The organism is Neisseria canis (genome assembly GCF_900636765.1).
GTDB lineage: Bacteria > Pseudomonadota > Gammaproteobacteria > Burkholderiales > Neisseriaceae > Neisseria > Neisseria canis.
The window spans coordinates 2,018,210-2,034,978 of the sequence record NZ_LR134313.1; the positions used below are offsets into that span (position 1 = coordinate 2,018,210).

The 16,769-nt window shown below is 52.4% G+C and carries 17 protein-coding genes, 3 tRNA genes and 1 other RNA gene; 14 read left to right on the forward strand and 7 right to left on the reverse strand.

Annotated elements, in window-relative coordinates; genetic code table 11:
• Positions 1–56: 56 nt before the first annotated feature.
• Positions 57–278, reverse strand: coding sequence for a YdcH family protein (locus EL143_RS09615; RefSeq protein ID WP_085416204.1), 222 nt, complete (start codon positions 276–278; stop codon positions 57–59).
• A gap of 193 nt (positions 279–471) precedes the next feature.
• Here EL143_RS09615 and EL143_RS09620 point away from each other — a divergent pair, with 193 nt between their 5' ends.
• From EL143_RS09620 to iscX, 8 genes are all read left to right on the forward strand, one after another.
• Entirely contained in the window at positions 472–1,218 is a 747-nt protein-coding gene (locus EL143_RS09620; protein WP_085416203.1) for a nitroreductase family protein, read from the forward strand.
• Positions 1,219–1,291: 73 nt separating this feature from the next.
• Positions 1,292–1,645: a hypothetical protein gene (locus EL143_RS09625; RefSeq protein WP_085416143.1), complete on the forward strand. Its 354-nt coding sequence runs from the start codon at positions 1,292–1,294 to the stop codon at positions 1,643–1,645.
• A gap of 30 nt (positions 1,646–1,675) precedes the next feature.
• A complete protein-coding gene (locus EL143_RS09630) occupies positions 1,676–2,902 on the forward strand; it encodes a multifunctional CCA addition/repair protein (protein ID WP_085416142.1) in 1,227 nt (408 codons plus the stop codon).
• A gap of 79 nt (positions 2,903–2,981) precedes the next feature.
• Entirely contained in the window at positions 2,982–3,482 is a 501-nt protein-coding gene (gene hscB / locus EL143_RS09635; RefSeq protein WP_085416141.1) for a Fe-S protein assembly co-chaperone HscB, read from the forward strand.
• 125 nt (positions 3,483–3,607) lie between these two features.
• Complete coding sequence (locus EL143_RS09640; protein ID WP_085416140.1) at positions 3,608–4,240, forward strand: DUF6973 domain-containing protein; 633 nt, start codon at positions 3,608–3,610, stop codon at positions 4,238–4,240.
• 140 nt (positions 4,241–4,380) lie between these two features.
• Positions 4,381–6,246: a Fe-S protein assembly chaperone HscA gene (gene hscA / locus EL143_RS09645; RefSeq protein WP_085416139.1), complete on the forward strand. Its 1,866-nt coding sequence runs from the start codon at positions 4,381–4,383 to the stop codon at positions 6,244–6,246.
• An 80-nt stretch (positions 6,247–6,326) separates the two neighbouring features.
• On the forward strand, positions 6,327–6,668 hold the full coding sequence (gene fdx / locus EL143_RS09650) for an ISC system 2Fe-2S type ferredoxin (RefSeq protein WP_009116708.1): 342 nt from the start codon (positions 6,327–6,329) through the stop codon (positions 6,666–6,668).
• A gap of 38 nt (positions 6,669–6,706) precedes the next feature.
• Positions 6,707–6,901, forward strand: coding sequence for a Fe-S cluster assembly protein IscX (gene iscX, locus EL143_RS09655; RefSeq protein ID WP_085416138.1), 195 nt, complete (start codon positions 6,707–6,709; stop codon positions 6,899–6,901).
• A gap of 77 nt (positions 6,902–6,978) precedes the next feature.
• Here the strand turns inward: iscX and EL143_RS09660 are convergent, their stop codons facing one another.
• Positions 6,979–7,479: a DUF1841 family protein gene (locus EL143_RS09660; protein ID WP_085416137.1), complete on the reverse strand. Its 501-nt coding sequence runs from the start codon at positions 7,477–7,479 to the stop codon at positions 6,979–6,981.
• Between the two features lie 98 nt (positions 7,480–7,577).
• On the opposite strand from EL143_RS09660, the gene ssrA reads away from it, so the two are divergent.
• Positions 7,578–7,939: a transfer-messenger RNA gene (gene ssrA, locus EL143_RS09665) on the forward strand.
• Positions 7,940–8,233: 294 nt separating this feature from the next.
• Here ssrA and EL143_RS09670 read toward each other — a convergent pair.
• The 3 genes from EL143_RS09670 to EL143_RS09680 form a co-directional block, all read right to left on the reverse strand.
• Positions 8,234–8,324 (reverse strand) — tRNA-Ser (locus tag EL143_RS09670).
• Positions 8,325–8,421: 97 nt separating this feature from the next.
• Positions 8,422–8,508, reverse strand: a tRNA-Leu gene (locus tag EL143_RS09675).
• Between the two features lie 34 nt (positions 8,509–8,542).
• Positions 8,543–8,629, reverse strand: a tRNA-Leu gene (locus tag EL143_RS09680).
• 101 nt (positions 8,630–8,730) lie between these two features.
• Here EL143_RS09680 and rnr point away from each other — a divergent pair.
• A complete protein-coding gene (gene rnr, locus EL143_RS09685; RefSeq protein ID WP_085416136.1) occupies positions 8,731–11,166 on the forward strand; it encodes a ribonuclease R in 2,436 nt (811 codons plus the stop codon).
• Between the two features lie 64 nt (positions 11,167–11,230).
• Here the strand turns inward: rnr and EL143_RS09690 are convergent, their stop codons facing one another.
• Positions 11,231–12,103 (reverse strand): DMT family transporter, encoded by an 873-nt coding sequence (locus EL143_RS09690; RefSeq protein WP_232001281.1) that lies wholly within the window; start codon positions 12,101–12,103, stop codon positions 11,231–11,233.
• A 90-nt stretch (positions 12,104–12,193) separates the two neighbouring features.
• Here EL143_RS09690 and EL143_RS09695 point away from each other — a divergent pair, with 90 nt between their 5' ends.
• Positions 12,194–12,940, forward strand: a complete 747-nt coding sequence (locus EL143_RS09695) for an ArsR/SmtB family transcription factor (protein ID WP_232001282.1) — start codon at positions 12,194–12,196, stop codon at positions 12,938–12,940.
• Between the two features lie 162 nt (positions 12,941–13,102).
• Here EL143_RS09695 and EL143_RS09700 read toward each other — a convergent pair whose 3' ends face one another.
• Entirely contained in the window at positions 13,103–13,432 is a 330-nt protein-coding gene (locus EL143_RS09700; RefSeq protein WP_085416135.1) for a DMT family transporter, read from the reverse strand.
• A gap of 256 nt (positions 13,433–13,688) precedes the next feature.
• Here EL143_RS09700 and EL143_RS09705 point away from each other — a divergent pair, with 256 nt between their 5' ends.
• The 3 genes from EL143_RS09705 to EL143_RS09715 all read left to right on the forward strand — a co-directional run bounded on the left by EL143_RS09705 (position 13,689) and on the right by EL143_RS09715 (position 16,726).
• The gene (locus EL143_RS09705; RefSeq protein WP_085416134.1) at positions 13,689–14,123 is read left to right on the forward strand and encodes an META domain-containing protein; all 435 of its coding nucleotides are present in this window, start codon (positions 13,689–13,691) and stop codon (positions 14,121–14,123) included.
• A 46-nt stretch (positions 14,124–14,169) separates the two neighbouring features.
• Positions 14,170–15,666 carry a TolC family protein gene (locus tag EL143_RS09710; protein ID WP_085416133.1) on the forward strand — a complete coding sequence of 499 codons (1,497 nt, stop codon included), beginning with the start codon at positions 14,170–14,172 and terminating at the stop codon, positions 15,664–15,666.
• Positions 15,667–15,730: 64 nt separating this feature from the next.
• Positions 15,731–16,726 (forward strand): HlyD family secretion protein, encoded by a 996-nt coding sequence (locus EL143_RS09715; RefSeq protein WP_085416132.1) that lies wholly within the window; start codon positions 15,731–15,733, stop codon positions 16,724–16,726.
• Positions 16,727–16,769: the final 43 nt, after the last annotated feature.

Consider the following 16,769-nt stretch of genomic DNA (forward strand, 5'->3'; position numbering starts at 1 on the left):
GGGTTCAAAAAATGCCTGTCTGAAAACTTTCAGACAGGCATTTCGTTTATTCAAACTTAAGCAGAAGCTTTTTTCAGAATTTCGTACAATTCGTCTTTCAAAGCCAGCTTTTTCACTTTCAGGCTTTCGATTTCCTCTGCTGCAGAAACCGCAGTTACTTCATTGTTTTCCAAGCCGGTAATTTTATCGTCCAACTCATTGTGCTCGTCAAACAAACGGGCAAAGTGTGCATCTTCTTGTTTTAATTTTGAAATCAAATCGCGATATTCAGGAAACATATTCATTAATCCTCTTGGTTGAACAATCAAAGCAAAAAACCTTATCTCCTAAGCTTCCTTGCCAATTTCAACTTGATTATAACAAACGCAACCTTCTCCCGCACGAGATTTTTCATCATGGTTGACCTACCGCAAACTGCCAAAGCAGCATAAAATCAGGCGCATCAACGGCATAAACATTAAAGGAGAAAATATGAATTCCACCATCTCATTGTTAAAAAACCACCGCACCTACCGCAGCTTTAAAACCGGAGAAATCCTGCCGCAAGAGCATTTGCAGGCCATAATCGATTGTGCCCGCCAAGCGCCCTCATGGATGAACGGCCAGCACTACACCATCATCAACATCACTTCCCCAGAGTTGCGCCAACACATCACCGAGCAGCTCCCGGCCAATCCGCAAATCGGACAATGCGCCATTTATTTTATTTTCCTGGCCGACCTGCACAAAGCCGACTTGTGCCGCCAAGCTTATGAAGGCACGTTTGCCGCCGCAGGCACTCCAGATGCCTTTATGACTGCCGTGACCGATGCCGTGCTTGCCGCACAAAACGCGGCAACCGCAGCCGAAAGCTTGGGTTATGCCGTCTGCTATACAGGCGGTATCCGCCTGATTGCGCCGCAATTGGCCGAAATGCTCAAGCTGCCGCCGCACACTTTCCCCGTTGTCGGTCTCTGCATCGGCACGCCTAATGTAGAAATGCGCGTCAAACCGCGTTTGCCCCAAGCGGCCGCCTATGCGGAAAACCAATATCCGTCGGACCAATGCCCGTCTGAAAACCTCGCCGCCTACGAGCAAACCATGACCGAATTCGGCGAAGCGCGCGAAAAATTCCCCTACCGCGAAAAATTCGCCCGTTTTTACAGCCAACCCTACGGGCCGGCCAACATCGAATTTATGCAAAGCATCGGCTGGTTAAACTGGTATCAAACAAAGTGAAACCTTTGCAAAACAATTTAACCCTATATAATGCCTGTCTGAACGCCCGGCTTTTTCAGACAGGCATCCGCATATGAAAAAATACATTTCACAAAAATACCGCCACATTTACGGTATCGGCAATCAATTCATCAAGCCGCAGGGACGCAGCCAATGGTATCCGATAAACGAAGACCGCTGGGACGCACCGCCCCAAAGCGAGCCGTTTATCTTCAGCGACGAAGCCCTCTATATGCTCGACAGCCACAACATCAAGCTCAACGTACAGATGAAGCTCAGCCCGGAAAACGCGGAAATGCGTATGCAGCAAGCATTGCGCGAAGAAGCCCTGCGTGAAATCGCGCGCGACCTGAAAGCCAGCCTCGATGAAGAAAAACTCGCCCAAGCCATCGACTTTTTCAGCCGCCACGACGAATTGTTCAAATAACCCGCACCTTTCAGACAGGCATCACTCACTATGCAAACCTATCTTGTCGGCGGCGCCGTGCGCGACGCCCTGCTCGGAATCGACACCCAAGACCGCGACTGGGTCGTGGTCGGCGCCGACGCGCAAACCATGCTCGACTTGGGCTACCGCGCAGTCGGCAAAGATTTTCCCGTATTCCTCCACCCCGAAAACCATGAAGAATACGCGCTGGCGCGCACCGAGCGGAAAACCGCCAAAGGCTACACCGGCTTTGCCTTTCACGCCGACAAAAGCGTTACCCTCGAGCAAGACCTGATGCGGCGCGACCTTACCATCAACGCCATCGCGCAAGACAGCGAAGGCAACATCATCGACCCTTACGGCGGCCAAGCCGACCTGCAAAACCGGATCCTGCGCCACGTTTCCCCCGCATTTGCCGAAGACCCCGTCCGCATCCTGCGCACCGCCCGCTTCGCCGCCCGCTACGGCTTCAGCATTGCGCCCGAAACCATGCAGTTGATGCGGCAAATGGTTGCAAGCGGCGAAGCCGACGCTTTGGTGGCCGAACGCGTTTGGCAGGAGCTCGCCCGCGGCCTGATGGAGCAACATCCCGCCCGCATGATTGAAACCTTGCGCGAATGCGGCGCATTGAGCGTGATTCTGCCTGAAGTCGACGCCTTATTCGGCGTACCGCAACGCGCCGACTACCACCCCGAAATCGACAGCGGCATCCACACCCTGATGGTGTTGCAGCGTGCCGCCGACCTCAACCTGAGCCTGCCCGAACGCTATGCCGCCCTGCTCCACGACTTGGGCAAAGCGCTCACACCCGCCGACATCCTGCCCAAACACCACGGCCACGATTTGGCCGGCATAGAACCCGTGCGCGCCGTCAACACCCGCTGGCGCGTGCCCAAAGCGTGCAGCGAACTGGCCGAACTGGTTTGCCGCTGGCATATCCAGCTCCACAGCGTCGCCCGGCTCAAACCGCAAACCGTGTTGAAAACCCTCAAGCAAACCGATGCCTTCCGCCGCAGCGAACGTTTCAAGCAGGCACTTAACGTCTGCCAAGCCGACCATCAAGGCAGGCTGGGGCAGGAAAACACGCCCTACCTCCAGCGCGAACGCTGGCTTGCGCTGCTGGCCGCCGCACAAAGCGTCAACACCGCCGCCATCGCGGCCGAACACGCCGGCGAACCGCACAAAACCGCCGAAGCCATCGGCCGCGCCCGCCTGGAGCAAATCCGCCCGCTGCAAAACGTTTTCAGACAGGCATAAACCGCTATGGCACAAGCCTCTTGCTTCCGAAAAACAACCGTCCTACACTAATGCCTGTCTGAAAACCGCTCTTACCGATATGCAATATTTCGAACTTTTCAACCTACCGCCCACATTCGACATCGACGAAACGGCAATCGAACAAATCTACCGCCGCCTAGCCGCCCAGTTCCATCCCGACAAATACGCCGCCGCATCCTCGTTTGAGCAGCGACAAGCCATGATGATGGCATCCACCGTTAACGAAGCCTACCGCACGCTCAAATCCCCCACCGACCGCGCGGCCTACCTGCTGCAAGCGCAGGGAATAGATGCCGACGCGCCCGAGCACACCGCGTTTGCCCCCGAATTTCTGATGCAGCAAATGGAATGGCGCGAAACTTTGGAAAGCGCCCGCGCAGAGCACGATGAATCCGCGCTCGGCGCACTTGATGAGGAAATCGCCGGCGAACAAAGCGGATTGTTCCGGCAACTGAGCGCCGCCTTTGCCGAAAACCAAACCGAAACCGCCGCCGCACTTGTTCGGCAGAGCCGCTTTCTCGACAAACTGCGCAAAGAAATCCAAAGCGCCCTACCATAAAATGTAAATGCCTGTCTGAAAACCGTAAAACCGCTTTCAGATAGGCATCGGCAAGTTCAAAATGCACAAATATTGAGCAGCCGCCCCAAACACAGCAAACCCCACATCCAACCAACATATTCAAAATGAAAAAAACACTGTTGCTTACCCTGATTTCCGCGCTCGCACTCAGCGCATGCAGCCCGCCCACCAACGCAGGGCGCAAAGAAAAAGCCTTGCGCTTCGTGGTCAAACATCCGATTGCCGCCTACCAAATCGGCATGAAAGCAGACCGCGCGCGCAACATCACCACCAATTCCGTGCGCTTTTCCATCCGCCTCGGTTTGGACGACTTAGCCAACCCAAACAACCGCGGCACGCAGGTCAACGCCGTGCGCCACACCTTATGGCAGGCCGCCATCACCTCCCGTTTCAGCGCAGAATTGGCCAAAGAAGCCGGCGATGCCTATGAAAAAGACAACACGCCGCCCGACCCGAACAAAACCGAATTCAACAAGCTCTACGATGCCGACGAAAGCGTTGATTTGCGCAACAATGCCATCGGCCGCAGCATAGGCGAAGCACATAAAGGCGCCGAAATGAAAACGCTCGTGCGCGCCATTCTCGACCGCTACCACCGAGAAGGCCTGTGGCAGATTTTCCCGGTTGAACAGGAAGGCAAAACCGTCTACCAAATCCGCCTTACCAAACTTGGCGAAGAAGACTACCAAAAAGCCCTTGCCGAGCTTGCCCAGCTCAACCAATACGGCGCAAAATAAACCGCCCGAACCATGCCTGTCTGAAAGCTGCCCAATCCGCTTTCAGACAGGCATGTTTTATTTCCGACTGATTTACTCAACTATCCCAAATCTGTTAGAATACGCGCCAGCTAAAAATAACCCTCAAAGGCACACACAACATGGCACTTCTGCAAATCGCCGAACCCGGCATGTCTGCCGCTCCGCACCAACACCGCTTGGCCGTCGGCATCGACTTGGGCACCACCAACAGCCTCGTCGCCTCCGTTAAAAGCGGCAGCGCAGTTTGCCTGCCCGACGAAAAAGGCCGCGTTACCTTGCCTTCGGTTGTGCGCTATTGCGGCCGAGACGATATCGAAGTCGGTTACGACGCACTCAAGGCTCAGAAAATCGACCCCGTGAACACCATCAGCTCCGCCAAACGTTTGATCGGGCGCACTTTGGAAGATGTTCAGCAAGGAGCCCGCTATCTGCCTTACCGCTTCGGTAGCAACGAACGCATTATCGAGTTGCACACCCGTGCGGGCGACAAAACGCCGATTGACGTGTCTGCCGAAATCCTCCGCACTTTGAAACAGCGTGCCGAAGAAAACCTCGGCGGCGAGCTTGTCGGTGCCGTGATTACCGTACCTGCCTATTTCGACGATGCCCAACGCCAAGCCACCAAAGATGCCGCGCGTTTGGCCGGATTAAACGTTTTGCGCCTGCTCAACGAACCGACCGCCGCCGCGATTGCCTACGGTTTGGACAACCGCTCGGAAGGCACGTTTGTGGTGTACGACCTCGGCGGCGGCACGTTCGACGTATCCGTATTGCAGCTCACCAAAGGGCTGTTTGAAGTGAAAGCCACCAACGGCAACAGCGCACTCGGCGGAGACGACTTCGACCACCGCCTGTTCTGCTGGTTGCTCGAACAAAACGGTTTGTCCCAACTCAACGAGCAAGACAGCCAACTGCTGCTCAGCCTTGCCCGTGCCGCCAAAGAAACCTTGACTACCGACACCAGCGCCACCGTGCGCACCGTGCTTTCAGACGACCGCCAAGTCGATACCACCGTTACCCGCCAAGGATTCCACACGCTTACGCAACATCTGGTTGCCAAAACCATCGAGCCGGTGAAGCAAGCCTTGAAAGATGCCGGTGTGGGCAAAGCCGATGTAAAAGGCGTGATTATGGTGGGCGGCTCCACTCGCATGCTGCACGTTCAGCAAGCCGTGGCTACCTTTTTCGGCCAAACGCCGCTCAACAACCTCAACCCCGACCAAGTGGTCGCACTCGGCGCGGCGATGCAGGCCAATGTGCTGGCAGGCAATAAAAACGAAGACGAATGGCTGCTGCTCGACGTTACCCCGTTGTCGCTCGGCCTCGAAACCTACGGCGGGCTGGCAGAAAAAATCATCCCGCGCAACAGCACTCTGCCCACCGCCCGCGCCCAAGAGTTCACCACCTTTAAAGACGGCCAAACCGCAATGACTATTCATGTGGTGCAGGGCGAACGCGAACTTGTGTCCGACTGCCGCAGCCTCGCCAAATTCACCTTGCGCGGCATTCCACCGATGGTGGCCGGCGCCGCCCGCATCCGTGTTACCTTCCAAGTGGATGCAGACGGCCTGCTTTCCGTATCCGCCCGCGAACAATCCACCGGCGTGCAGGCGCAAATCGAAGTGAAACCTTCCTACGGTCTCGACGACGAAACCATCACCAACATGCTGAAAGAGAGCATGTCGAACGCCTCCGACGACATGGCCGCCCGCGCCCGCGCCGAAGCCGTTGTAGAAGCCGAAGGCTTGATTGCAGCCGTAGCAGCCGCATTGGAAATGGACGGCGATTTGCTCAACGAAACCGAACTTACCGCCATCCGCGACAGCATCGCCGCTTTGCAGAATCTCGTTCAGACAGGCAATGCCGACGAAATCCGCAACGCCGTATCCGCGTTAGGACATGCTACCGATGATTTCGCCGCTAAACGTATGGATAGAAATATCAAGCGTGCTTTGACGGGGCAGAGGGTGGAAGAGATTTCGTGATCAAAGTTAAATAATCTTTTAATTCTCTTTATTTAAATCTTTCTAATAATTTTTAATTTGCCTTTAAACATAGACACAACATGCCAAAAGTAACCATACTCCCACACGCCGAACTCTGTCCTGAGGGTAAAGTCATTGAAAATGCGCCCGAAGGCCAAACCATTTGCGATTTGCTGCTCGACAACGACATCGAAATCGATCACGCCTGCGAAAAATCCTGCGCCTGTACCACCTGCCACGTGATCGTGCGGCAGGGTTTCGACAGCTTGGAAGAGCCGTCTGAAATCGAAGAAGACCTGCTCGATCAGGCATGGGGGTTGGAGGCCGATTCACGCCTGAGCTGCCAAGCCAAAGTGGCTGATGAAGATTTGGTAGTGGAAATCCCCAAATACACCATCAACCACGCGCGCGAACACCATTAATCAAAAAAGCTTGTCCGAACACCATAAAGGAACACGCCATGAAATGGACCGACACCCAACGCATCGCCGAAGAGCTATACGACACCCACGGCGATATCGACCCGAAAACCATCCGCTTTACCCGTTTACGAGAGCTGATTCTCGCCCTACCCGATTTCGACGATGACCCTGCCCATTGCGGCGAACGCATCCTGGAAGCCGTGCAGCAGGCTTGGATTGAAGAAGCGGAATAACAAACAATGCCTGTCTGAAAGCCAAATCCGTTAAAAGTAAGCTTTCAGATAGGCATTTAATATATGGCTCAAGCCGTTTAGCGGCCGCTGATTTTATCCGACGCACCCACCTCGTGCGGATTGATGCGGGCATTATCTTCCTGCCCCAATCCGACCAGCTTGCGCAAACGGGTCATATAAGCATTCACATCCAAACCCCGCCCGAAGCGTTGCGCTTCCCAAATGGTTTCCGCCAGCGCATCCATCATATCGTGTTCAGCCTTAACCCAATTACCGCTGTGTTTGGCACACAATTGTTCGTGAATCGCGCGTATGCCCGGCGGCTGATCAATCGCCACCTGCTCCTGTATCGACAAGTGTAGCGACATATGCAGAAAAGGATTGGTTTCTCCTTCTTCCGGAGTCCAACTTTTATCCAAATAGTTTTCAATATTTTCCAAATACCGGCCGTATTCGGGGTGCGCCTCAATAATGCGCAAAGCTTTTTGCTGCAAAGCATCCAATTGGAGCGGCATCAATCTATTCTGCCAAACATGCGCAAAAAAACGGCGCACATCATGCGTATTCACATCATACATAATCATTGCCCTTACCGAGTTTTCAGACAGGCATTATACCTTCAAACGCCAAGCTGGTAATTCATAAGCTCTTCGCGTATAATAACCCGTTCCTATCTGGGGGCGATCTTGGTTTCGACGGGGGTTGCGAAGCAGATGCGGGCATACCGGGGTCTCAGATTCCCGTAAAACACTGAACGAAAATAGTCGCAAACGACGAAACTTACGCTTTAGCCGCTTAAGGCTAGCCGTTGCAACAGTTGGTCGATGGGCTGTGTAGCGCAAGCTACGGCAACGTCATTTTACATTGACTGGTTTTCTGTCGGGTTACTTGGCAGAAAATAAGATTTAAGGTAACTGGCTTCCAAACAGCCTGTCTGTCGGCGGAATGGGAGCAAGATTCCAAGTAGGCAAGACTAAGTATGTAGAACGCTTTGTAGAGGACTTTCGGACGGGGGTTCAATTCCCCCCGCCTCCACCAATCATTAGTCTGTTTTTTGATTTTTAAAAACAGACTTCCAGCAATCTTCTAAAAGGAATGCCTTCGTGTTTGGGAGTCAATAAAAAATTCACAACCGAAAGCACAACAAAAGCAATAGAGAGTTTAAGGTAATATCCTTATTAAATTCGTATTGAATCAATGCCATGTTTATATAACATGACCGTTAGTTCTATCGAAAGTTTCTAATTTAAAGATAAAAAATAAGACCAAGTATTATACTTGGTCTTATTTTTTGTTTTTTGCAATTTAAACAATTTGTTTAAACATAAAATCTGGCAGAGAGGAAGGGATTCGAACCCTCGATACGCTATTCACGTATACACGCTTTCCAGGCGTGCGACTTCAACCACTCATCCACCTCTCTGTGGAAATCAAATTGTATTGTTTTTTCAAGTGTTTGGCAAGAATGCCTGTCTGAAAAACAAACAATCCAACCCTATCCAGTTAGGCCGCTTTCAATCTGGTGCCCAGGAGAAGACTCGAACTTCCACACCCGTGAAGATACTAGCACCTGAAGCTAGCGCGTCTACCAATTCCGCCACCTGGGCTTGAAATTAAATTATAATCAAAGCAAATTTTGGCTGGTGCCCAGGAGAAGACTCGAACTTCCACACCCGTGAAGATACTAGCACCTGAAGCTAGCGCGTCTACCAATTCCGCCACCTGGGCTTTGCTTTAATATGTAATTTACGTTAAAGTGCTTACACTTGAAACGAAGCACATGATTATAAAACCTTCAAAAAAAATGTCAATCAGAAAAACGAACAAAAATGAAGAAAAATATTAAACCTTTAAATTTAAGAGAAAAAGACCCTTATTTGGAGCGTGAAAAACAACGCTATGAGCATCCTTTGCCGAGCAGGGAATGGGTAATCGACCTGCTGGAGCAGGAAGGTGTGCCGCTGAAAATTGCCACATTGGCTGAGAAATTATCTATCTCTGCCGATGAATATGAATTTTTCGAACGTAGAATCAAAGCCATGGCGCGTGACGGGCAGGTTTTGATCAACCGCCGGGGTGCCGTGTGTGTGGCCGATAAGCTGGCTTTGGTGAAATGCCGGATTGATGCGCATAAAGACGGTTTCGGCTTTGCCGTGCCTTTGGTAAACAACAAACAGGGCGACTTTGTTTTATATGAAAAACAGATGCGCGGGCTGATGCATGGCGACATTGTGATGGTGCGCCCGGGCGGTGTTGACCGCCGCGGGAGGCGCGAAGGGCAGGTTTTGGAAATATTGGAGCGTGCCAATAAAGATGTGGTAGGCCGTTTCTATTTGGAACGCGGTGTCGGCGTGCTGGTGCCGGAAGATAAGCGGCTCAACCAAACGATTCTGCTTGAGCCGGAGTCTGTGGCTTCGTTCAAGCCGGAATCCGGCCAAGTGGTTATGGCTGCAATTGAAAGTTACCCCGAAGGGCTTCATCCTGCGGTGGGCCGGCTAACTGAAATTTTGGGCGATTATGCAGACAGCGGCATGGAAATCGAAATTGCCGTGCGCAAACACCATTTGCCGCACCAATTTAGCGATGCCTGTCTGAAAGCTGCCGAAAAGATTCCTTCCAACGTGTCTCAAAAAGATATAGAAGGCCGTGTGGATTTGCGCGATTTGCCTTTGGTAACGATAGACGGCGAAACTGCGAGGGATTTTGATGATGCCGTGTATGCAGAAAAGCAGGGGCGCAATTACCGGTTGGTGGTGGCGATTGCCGATGTGAGCCACTATGTCACGCCCGGCGATGATTTGGATAAGGATGCTTACGAGCGCGGCACAAGCGTTTATTTTCCGCGCCGCGTGATTCCGATGCTGCCGGAAAAGCTTTCTAACGGTATTTGTTCACTAAACCCGGATGTTGACCGTTTATGCATGGTATGCGACATGCAGATTTCCTATTTGGGCAATGTGAAAGAATATAAGTTTTACCCTGCCGTGATGCGCTCCCACGCCCGTTTGACTTACACTCAAGTTTGGCAGTGGCTGGAAAGCGGTGAAAACAATCCGCATAAAAAAGAGCTTGATACCTTATACAAGCTATTCGGCATCCTGCAAAAGAAACGCCATCAACGCGGCGCGATGGAATTTGAAAGCATTGAAACGCAAATGCTTTTTGATGATAACGGCAAAATCGAGCGGATTGTGCCCGTGGTGCGCAACGATGCACACAAGCTGATTGAAGAGTGCATGCTGGCCGCCAATGTATGCGCGGCAGATTTTCTGTTGAAAAACCAACACGGCGCATTGTTCCGCAACCATTTGGGGCCGACGCCTGAAAAACTGGCCGCGTTGCGGGAGCAACTTGCTTTGCTCGGCTTGAGCTTGGGCGGCGGAGACAAACCTGCGCCGAAAGACTACGCCAAACTGGCAGAGCAGTTTTCAGACAGGCCTGATCAGGAGCTGCTGCAAGTGATGCTGCTGCGTTCCATGCAGCAGGCAGTGTATGAACACAATAACGAAGGCCATTTCGGCCTGGCTTACGAGCATTATGCCCATTTCACTTCGCCTATCCGCCGTTATCCCGATTTAACCGTGCACCGTGCCATCAAAGCCGTATTGCAAGGCGAATCCTACAAGCCCAAGCAGCCGTGGCAGGCTATGGGCGTGCACACCTCGTTTACCGAACGCCGGGCCGACGACGCCAGCCGCGATGTGGAAAATTGGCTCAAAACCTATTACATGCGGGATAAAGTGGGCGAAGTGTTTAAAGGCAAAGTTTCCGGCATGGCCAACTTCGGCGTATTTGTTACTTTAGACGATATTCATATCGAAGGCCTAATCCACATCAGCGATTTGGGTGAAGATTATTTCAACTACCGCCCCGAAATCATGGCGATAGAAGGAGAACGCAGCGGCGTGCGTTTCTCGATGGGCGACCGGGTTACCGTAAAAGTGGCGCGCGCCGATTTGGATACCAGCAGGATTGATTTAACCCTAATCCGTGGCGGTGAAAAAAGCAAAAAACGGAGCAGGAAAACCGCCGCCAAAAACACGGAAAAACCAGCAGCCAAAACGGTAAAATCCCGCCGCGCCGATAAAACCGCTAAAGAAAAAACCGGCTCCCGCGCTTCGGGTAAATCCGGCAAGTCCGGCAAAACGCTGAAGCTTGTCGACGGCAAAATCACGCTGGTTGCCCAACAGCCTGCAAAAGCCAAAACGAAAGCAGCCAAAGCCGAAAGCGGCAGCAAGCACAAGAAAAGCCGCAGCCGCAAATAAACCGAGCGGTTTTAAACGAAAAATGCCTGTCTGAAAAAATTTTCAGACAGGCATGCTTTTTCAATCATCCCACCTTGCGCCTGATCCGGTTGAGCATACCCAAAGCCAGCACCACCAACACCGTGCCCGCAGCATCGGCCATACCCAAATCCGAACCGAAAAACCACCAAGCCAACACAGAGGCAAAAATAGGGTTGAGCAAATGAAAAGCCGAAGCATTGTCCGAGCCGAACCAGCGCACCAGCTGAAACCACATTACCATCGCCACACCGGACACCACAACCACCTGATACCAAAGCGACAACGCAAACACCGGCTCTGCCATAGCGGCAGGCCATTGCAGCGGATTGGAAAAAGGCAGCAAAATCAGCCCGCCGAACAGATTCTGAATGCCAGTAAGCGGCAAGGCCTGATGGAGGGAAGCTGTGAACTGGTAAAACAGCGTGCCGCCGGCCAACGCCAACATGCCGAGCACAACCCACACAATACCGATGCTCCAGCCCGTTTCCGGCATTCTTACCGACAACACAATATACACGCCCAAAAATCCCAAGCTGATCGCCAACCACTGCAACCAAGACCATTTACGCTTCACGCAAGACACCGCAAGCGTGGTTACAAAAGGCATGGTCGAAACCAAAAGCACCACCAGCTCGGGCGGTACCGTTTGAAGCCCGGTGTAGGAAAAGCCGAGGTACAGCACATAATTCAACATGCCCAAAGCCATACCGTGCAGCCACAAGTGCTTATCCGCCCAACCGCTGCCGCCCCGCCCGCTGCGTTTTACCCACCAACAAAGCGCAAAAAGCAGCGCGGCCGCCAGCAAAAAACGCAAGCTCAACACATCCAGCGGCGGCAGATATTCCAAACAGTATTTACCGGCAATAAAGGCAGACGACCACAACAAACTAAACACAATGCCGAAGACCAATCGCATAACATTGCCCCTTATCATGAAACGGTCAGAGCAAATTAGCATAAGCCGCCCTGCCCTCATTTCGTTGCTTAACGAAATAAGCGCCGGAAAATGCGTTTAAGATTAAACCTGCCTGCGCCGCACCACGCCGTCAGAAAACCTTATAATGCCTGTCTGAAAAAAGGGAACCTCATGTCACTCGCCCATCATTTCACCCACACTGCCCACCTAATCGGCCACCCCAGTCGTGCTTTGATGCTCGACGCTTTAATCGGCCGCGAAGAATTAAGCGCAACCGAATTGGCAGCCGCCGCCGGCATTACCGCGCAAACCGCCAGCGTACATTTAAGCAAGCTGCTCCACGGCGGGCTGATCAGCATGAAGCAGCAAGGCAGAAGCCGCCTATACCGAATCAGCAACTCGGGCATCATGGCTGCCTTGCAGCAGCTTGCCATGCTCGTGCCGCAAGAGCAGCGTTCGGCACCGCACCACAGCCACACCCTGCGCGTATGCTACGGCCATATGGCAGGCAGAATCGCCATAGAAATCAGCCGCGCACTCAGCAATGCCGGATTAATCGAACTGGATGAGAAAAACGACCGCTTCAACCTTACCGATAAAGGGTTAAACTGGCTGACCGGTTTGGATATCGACATCCGCGAATATCCGCCCTACACGGCCGCCTGCATGGATTGGACGGAAAAATCCCCCCATTTGGCAGGCTGGCTGGGACATGAACTGCTCGCTGCATTTGTGGCCAGAGGCTATGTTTACCAGCCGTCGCACGAAACACGTTTTCTGCAACTAACCGAATCCGGGCAGCGTTATGTGAACCAACTTAAAAACCGGGCGGATTAAAAAGCTTCCGGCGCCATGCGGTTTTTATCGTTTACCAACTTAAAATATTACATTTGTCATACTCGGGCTTGACCAGAATATCTTAAACTCCGGTAATGCAGCGAGTATGACATTAATGCCTGTCTGAAACCGCTTTCAGACAGGCATCATCTGCCAAATCTTTTAATGTCCGTTCATACGAGAAAGCGTGTTCAAAACCAATACGCCCGCCAAAATCAACCCGATACCGACGATTCCGGGCGCATCCACTTTCTGCCCGAAAAACACCACGCTTACCAAACAAGTCAGCACCAGCCCCACACCTGCCCAAATGGCATAAGCCATACCCAAAGGGATGGCCCTCAAAGCCAGCGAAAGCGCATAAAACGACAGGGCAAATCCCAAGCCCATACCTATGGTCGGCCATAACTTCGTGAATCCGTTACTCATCTTCAACATTGAGGAGCCGAACACCTCACTCACGATGGCCAGTGCAAGAAAAAGCCAATGCATACCGATTTCTTCTCAGTTAATTTAGAAAAAACATATTGTCAAACCACAGCCCAAATACGGCAAGCGCGTGATTTTTTTTAATGAATTAACTATACATTGTAATAATGGATGGAAAGTTTGTATATCATAAGGCTGAAATACTTGGCTCCTTTCTATAATGCCTGTCTGAAAGCCGGCAACTTTTCAAACAGGCATCTTTCGAGGCTGAATCCGTGTACAATCACTTCTACATTTCCCACGCATAAGGTAAAAAACAATGAACAAGCTTCCCCTAATTGCTTCCGCCGCCCTTCTTCTTGCAGCCTGCACCACACCGCAAGCGACCAAGCAGGTTTCCGACAATCCGGCTCAAATCAAACGCGTGTGGATGCTGGTTGAAATGGAAGGCTTCAGCCGCGACCAGCTTACTGCCGCCAAAGCCAAAATGGACTGGACAAAATTACCTCGAATACATGCCTACATGGGCTGCAATCAATTGATGTTCAGCGCGGAAACAATGGACGATACAGGCCGAATCGGTTTCAGCAGCGCAGCGGCCACCCGAATGTATTGCGGGCCGGCCATGCAGCTGGAGCAAACCTTTTTAAACAAACTCGACAGCATCAACAGCTACACCGTACAAGGGCACGAATTGATTTTAAACAGCCCGCAAGGCAAACCCATGCGCTTCATTGCAGAGGATTGGGATTGATGCCTGTCTGAAAACTTACGCAGAAACACTAACCAAACCACAAACCATGAGAAACACCGTTTTACCTTTACTTTGCCTGCCTTTTCTCGCACCGCTCCCGCTCTATGCAGCGCCGCTGGCTGAAGAGCTGCCCGTTATCCCACACACAGAGCAGGAAAACAACGAACCAAGCCGTTCAAGCGCATTGAGCTTTCAAGAAGCTCGGTCGGAATTAATGGCACAATCGCCCAAACTTGCCGCCGCCCAAGCTTTTGAATCAGCACGCCTGCTGCAAAGCGAAGCAGCCAAAGGATTGGGCGGCCCCAGCTTGGTATTGGACGCATCAGCCTCCAGATACCGCGTGCGCGGAGACGTGGATGTGGACGACATCAAACAGCACGCCCTAGACCGTGGCGGCAACAGCGCATCTTTAAGCGGTATAGACCCTTCCATTTCCTCTTTGCTGAACAACACGGCAAACCGCATTTCCTCAGGGATACCCGACGAAATCGTCTACGATAAACGGGGCAGCAGCAGCAATGCTTCGCTCATCGCCATTTGGCCCGTCTACAACGGCGGCTCCACCAAAGCCGTGAAAAATCTTCTGAAAGCCCGTGCCGACGAAGCAGTTGCCGACACCTCGCTTACCGCCAACGAATTAAGCAGCACATTAACCGAACGCTATTTCGGCACCCAGCTTGCGCGCATGGCCGCCGGCCTGCACGACCAGTCCGTGCGCACCATTGCCCGTTACGACCACACCGCCAAACGGGCTTTCGAGGAAGGCTTGATTGCCAAAGTCGAGCGCTTGGAAGCACAAGCTGCGTTTGAAAATGCCAAACGCGATGCCGAAAAAGCGCATAACGATGCCATATTGGCCGAAACCGCCTTGCGCCGCCTGCTCAAACGCAATGCCCCCGTCCGACAAACCACCCCGATTTTCATCCTCACCAAGCCCATAGAGCCGGTCGAATATTTTCAAGATTTGGCTTCAACCAACCATCCCGGCTTTAAAAAAGTCAATGCCAAAAAGCATCAGGCCGAAGCCGTCCATAAGGCCGGCCAGGCACGCTATATGCCCAATGTCAATTTGTTCGGCGCTTATCAAACGCGCGAAAAAGGCAGTTGGGTAGCCGGCGTCAATATGAGCTGGACACTCTACAGCCAAATCGACCGCCGCAAAATGAGCAGTGCGTCAATGCAGCAGATTATCCAGGCCGAGCAAAGCGATGAAGAATTGCGCGAAAACATCATGTTGCTGGTGGAAAAACATTGGCGCAATGTGGAAAACGCCCGCAACGACTACATCCGCCGCGGCAGCAACGTCAACCTCGCCAAAGAAGTACTCCGTTTGAAAAAAGCCGGGCTGCGGGAAGGCGTTAACACCGTAGCCGATTTAATGAAAGCCGAAACCGAGTTTGCCAAAGCGGAAACCGAACGCGCAAAAGCCGCCAACGACTATGTGCAGTCGCTGGCCAAACTGCTCGAAAGCAGCGGCGTGCCCGAACGGCTTACCGATTACGAGCGCAAAGCCGACGTAAAATTATTGATGAAACCCAAGTGATTGAACAAAACATGCTTTCAGACAGGCATTCCTTTGATGCCTGTCTGAAAAAGAAAGATAAACCATGACAAAAAGTGAAAACAAAACCCACTCTACCGCCCTGGTTATCGTATTGGTGATTTTGGTGTGCATCATCGCCTACGGCGTGTGGCTGGCTGCCAAGCCCGAACCGGTTGTGTTACAAGGCCAGATGGATGCGCAAGAAACCGATATTGCCGCCAAAGTACCCGGCCGGATCAGCAGGATTTTGGTAAAAGAAGGAGAAAACATCGAAGCCGGCACACAGCTGATTGAAATGGACAGCCCCGAAATCACAGCCAAAATCAAACAAGCCAAAGCCGCGCAGGAAGCCGCCGAAGCAGTGGCACGCAAAGCCGAACACGGCGCACGCCCGCAGGAAATCGAAATGGCTCGCGCCCAATGGAAACGCGCACAAGCCGCTGCCGATCTTGCCGAAACCTCTTACCGCCGCGTGCAGAACCTGGCCGATGAAGGCTTGATGTCGCGCCAAAAACGCGACGAAGCCTACACCAACTTCGTTGCCAGCCGCGAACAGGCCGCCGCCGCCAAAGCACAATACGATATGGCAAAAACAGGCGCACGCACCGAAGATAAGGAAGCCGCCGAAGCACAAGCCAAACAGGTAGCCGCCAAAGTGGAAGAAGCCGAAGTGGCGCAAAACGAAGCCAACTTAAAAAGCCCGATTAAAGGCCAAGTGGCAGATGTGATGGTAGAAGAAGGCACCATCGTACCCCAAGGCGTACCAGTGGTAACGCTGGTCGATTTAAAAGACCAGTGGGTGGTATTGAACGTACGCGAAGATTATTTGGCAGCTTTCTCTTTGGGCAAAGAATTCGAAGGCACCATTCCCGCACTCGGCGACAATCCGGTGCGTTTCAAAGTGTTCGCCAGCAAAGTGCTGGCCGACTACGCTACATGGCGTGCCACACGAAACAACGACGGCTTTGATATGCGCACTTTCGAAATCAAAGCCCGCCCTGTCCAACCGCAAAACAATATCCGCCCCGGCATGAGCGTGTTAGTACCTCTGACGCAATAAGGTTGGGGTAAGCTTAAAAATCCTACACCCGTCATAGCCGACG

Excerpts from the sequence above, each read along its gene's own strand:
- EL143_RS09715 (WP_085416132.1), top strand. The coding sequence starts at position 15,731 with ATGACAAAAAGTGAAAACAAAACCCACTCTACCGCCCTGGTTATCGTA.
- EL143_RS09625 (WP_085416143.1), top strand. The coding sequence starts at position 1,292 with ATGAAAAAATACATTTCACAAAAATACCGCCACATTTACGGTATCGGC.
- iscX (WP_085416138.1), top strand. The coding sequence starts at position 6,707 with ATGAAATGGACCGACACCCAACGCATCGCCGAAGAGCTATACGACACC.
- EL143_RS09640 (WP_085416140.1), top strand. The coding sequence starts at position 3,608 with ATGAAAAAAACACTGTTGCTTACCCTGATTTCCGCGCTCGCACTCAGC.
- EL143_RS09630 (WP_085416142.1), top strand. The coding sequence starts at position 1,676 with ATGCAAACCTATCTTGTCGGCGGCGCCGTGCGCGACGCCCTGCTCGGA.
- EL143_RS09710 (WP_085416133.1), top strand. The coding sequence starts at position 14,170 with ATGAGAAACACCGTTTTACCTTTACTTTGCCTGCCTTTTCTCGCACCG.
- EL143_RS09705 (WP_085416134.1), top strand. The coding sequence starts at position 13,689 with ATGAACAAGCTTCCCCTAATTGCTTCCGCCGCCCTTCTTCTTGCAGCC.
- EL143_RS09615 (WP_085416204.1), bottom strand. The coding sequence starts at position 278 with ATGTTTCCTGAATATCGCGATTTGATTTCAAAATTAAAACAAGAAGAT.
- EL143_RS09690 (WP_232001281.1), bottom strand. The coding sequence starts at position 12,103 with ATGCGATTGGTCTTCGGCATTGTGTTTAGTTTGTTGTGGTCGTCTGCC.
- EL143_RS09620 (WP_085416203.1), top strand. The coding sequence starts at position 472 with ATGAATTCCACCATCTCATTGTTAAAAAACCACCGCACCTACCGCAGC.
- rnr (WP_085416136.1), top strand. The coding sequence starts at position 8,731 with ATGAAGAAAAATATTAAACCTTTAAATTTAAGAGAAAAAGACCCTTAT.
- hscA (WP_085416139.1), top strand. The coding sequence starts at position 4,381 with ATGGCACTTCTGCAAATCGCCGAACCCGGCATGTCTGCCGCTCCGCAC.
- EL143_RS09660 (WP_085416137.1), bottom strand. The coding sequence starts at position 7,479 with ATGTATGATGTGAATACGCATGATGTGCGCCGTTTTTTTGCGCATGTT.
- fdx (WP_009116708.1), top strand. The coding sequence starts at position 6,327 with ATGCCAAAAGTAACCATACTCCCACACGCCGAACTCTGTCCTGAGGGT.
- EL143_RS09700 (WP_085416135.1), bottom strand. The coding sequence starts at position 13,432 with ATGCATTGGCTTTTTCTTGCACTGGCCATCGTGAGTGAGGTGTTCGGC.
- hscB (WP_085416141.1), top strand. The coding sequence starts at position 2,982 with ATGCAATATTTCGAACTTTTCAACCTACCGCCCACATTCGACATCGAC.
- EL143_RS09695 (WP_232001282.1), top strand. The coding sequence starts at position 12,194 with ATGCGTTTAAGATTAAACCTGCCTGCGCCGCACCACGCCGTCAGAAAA.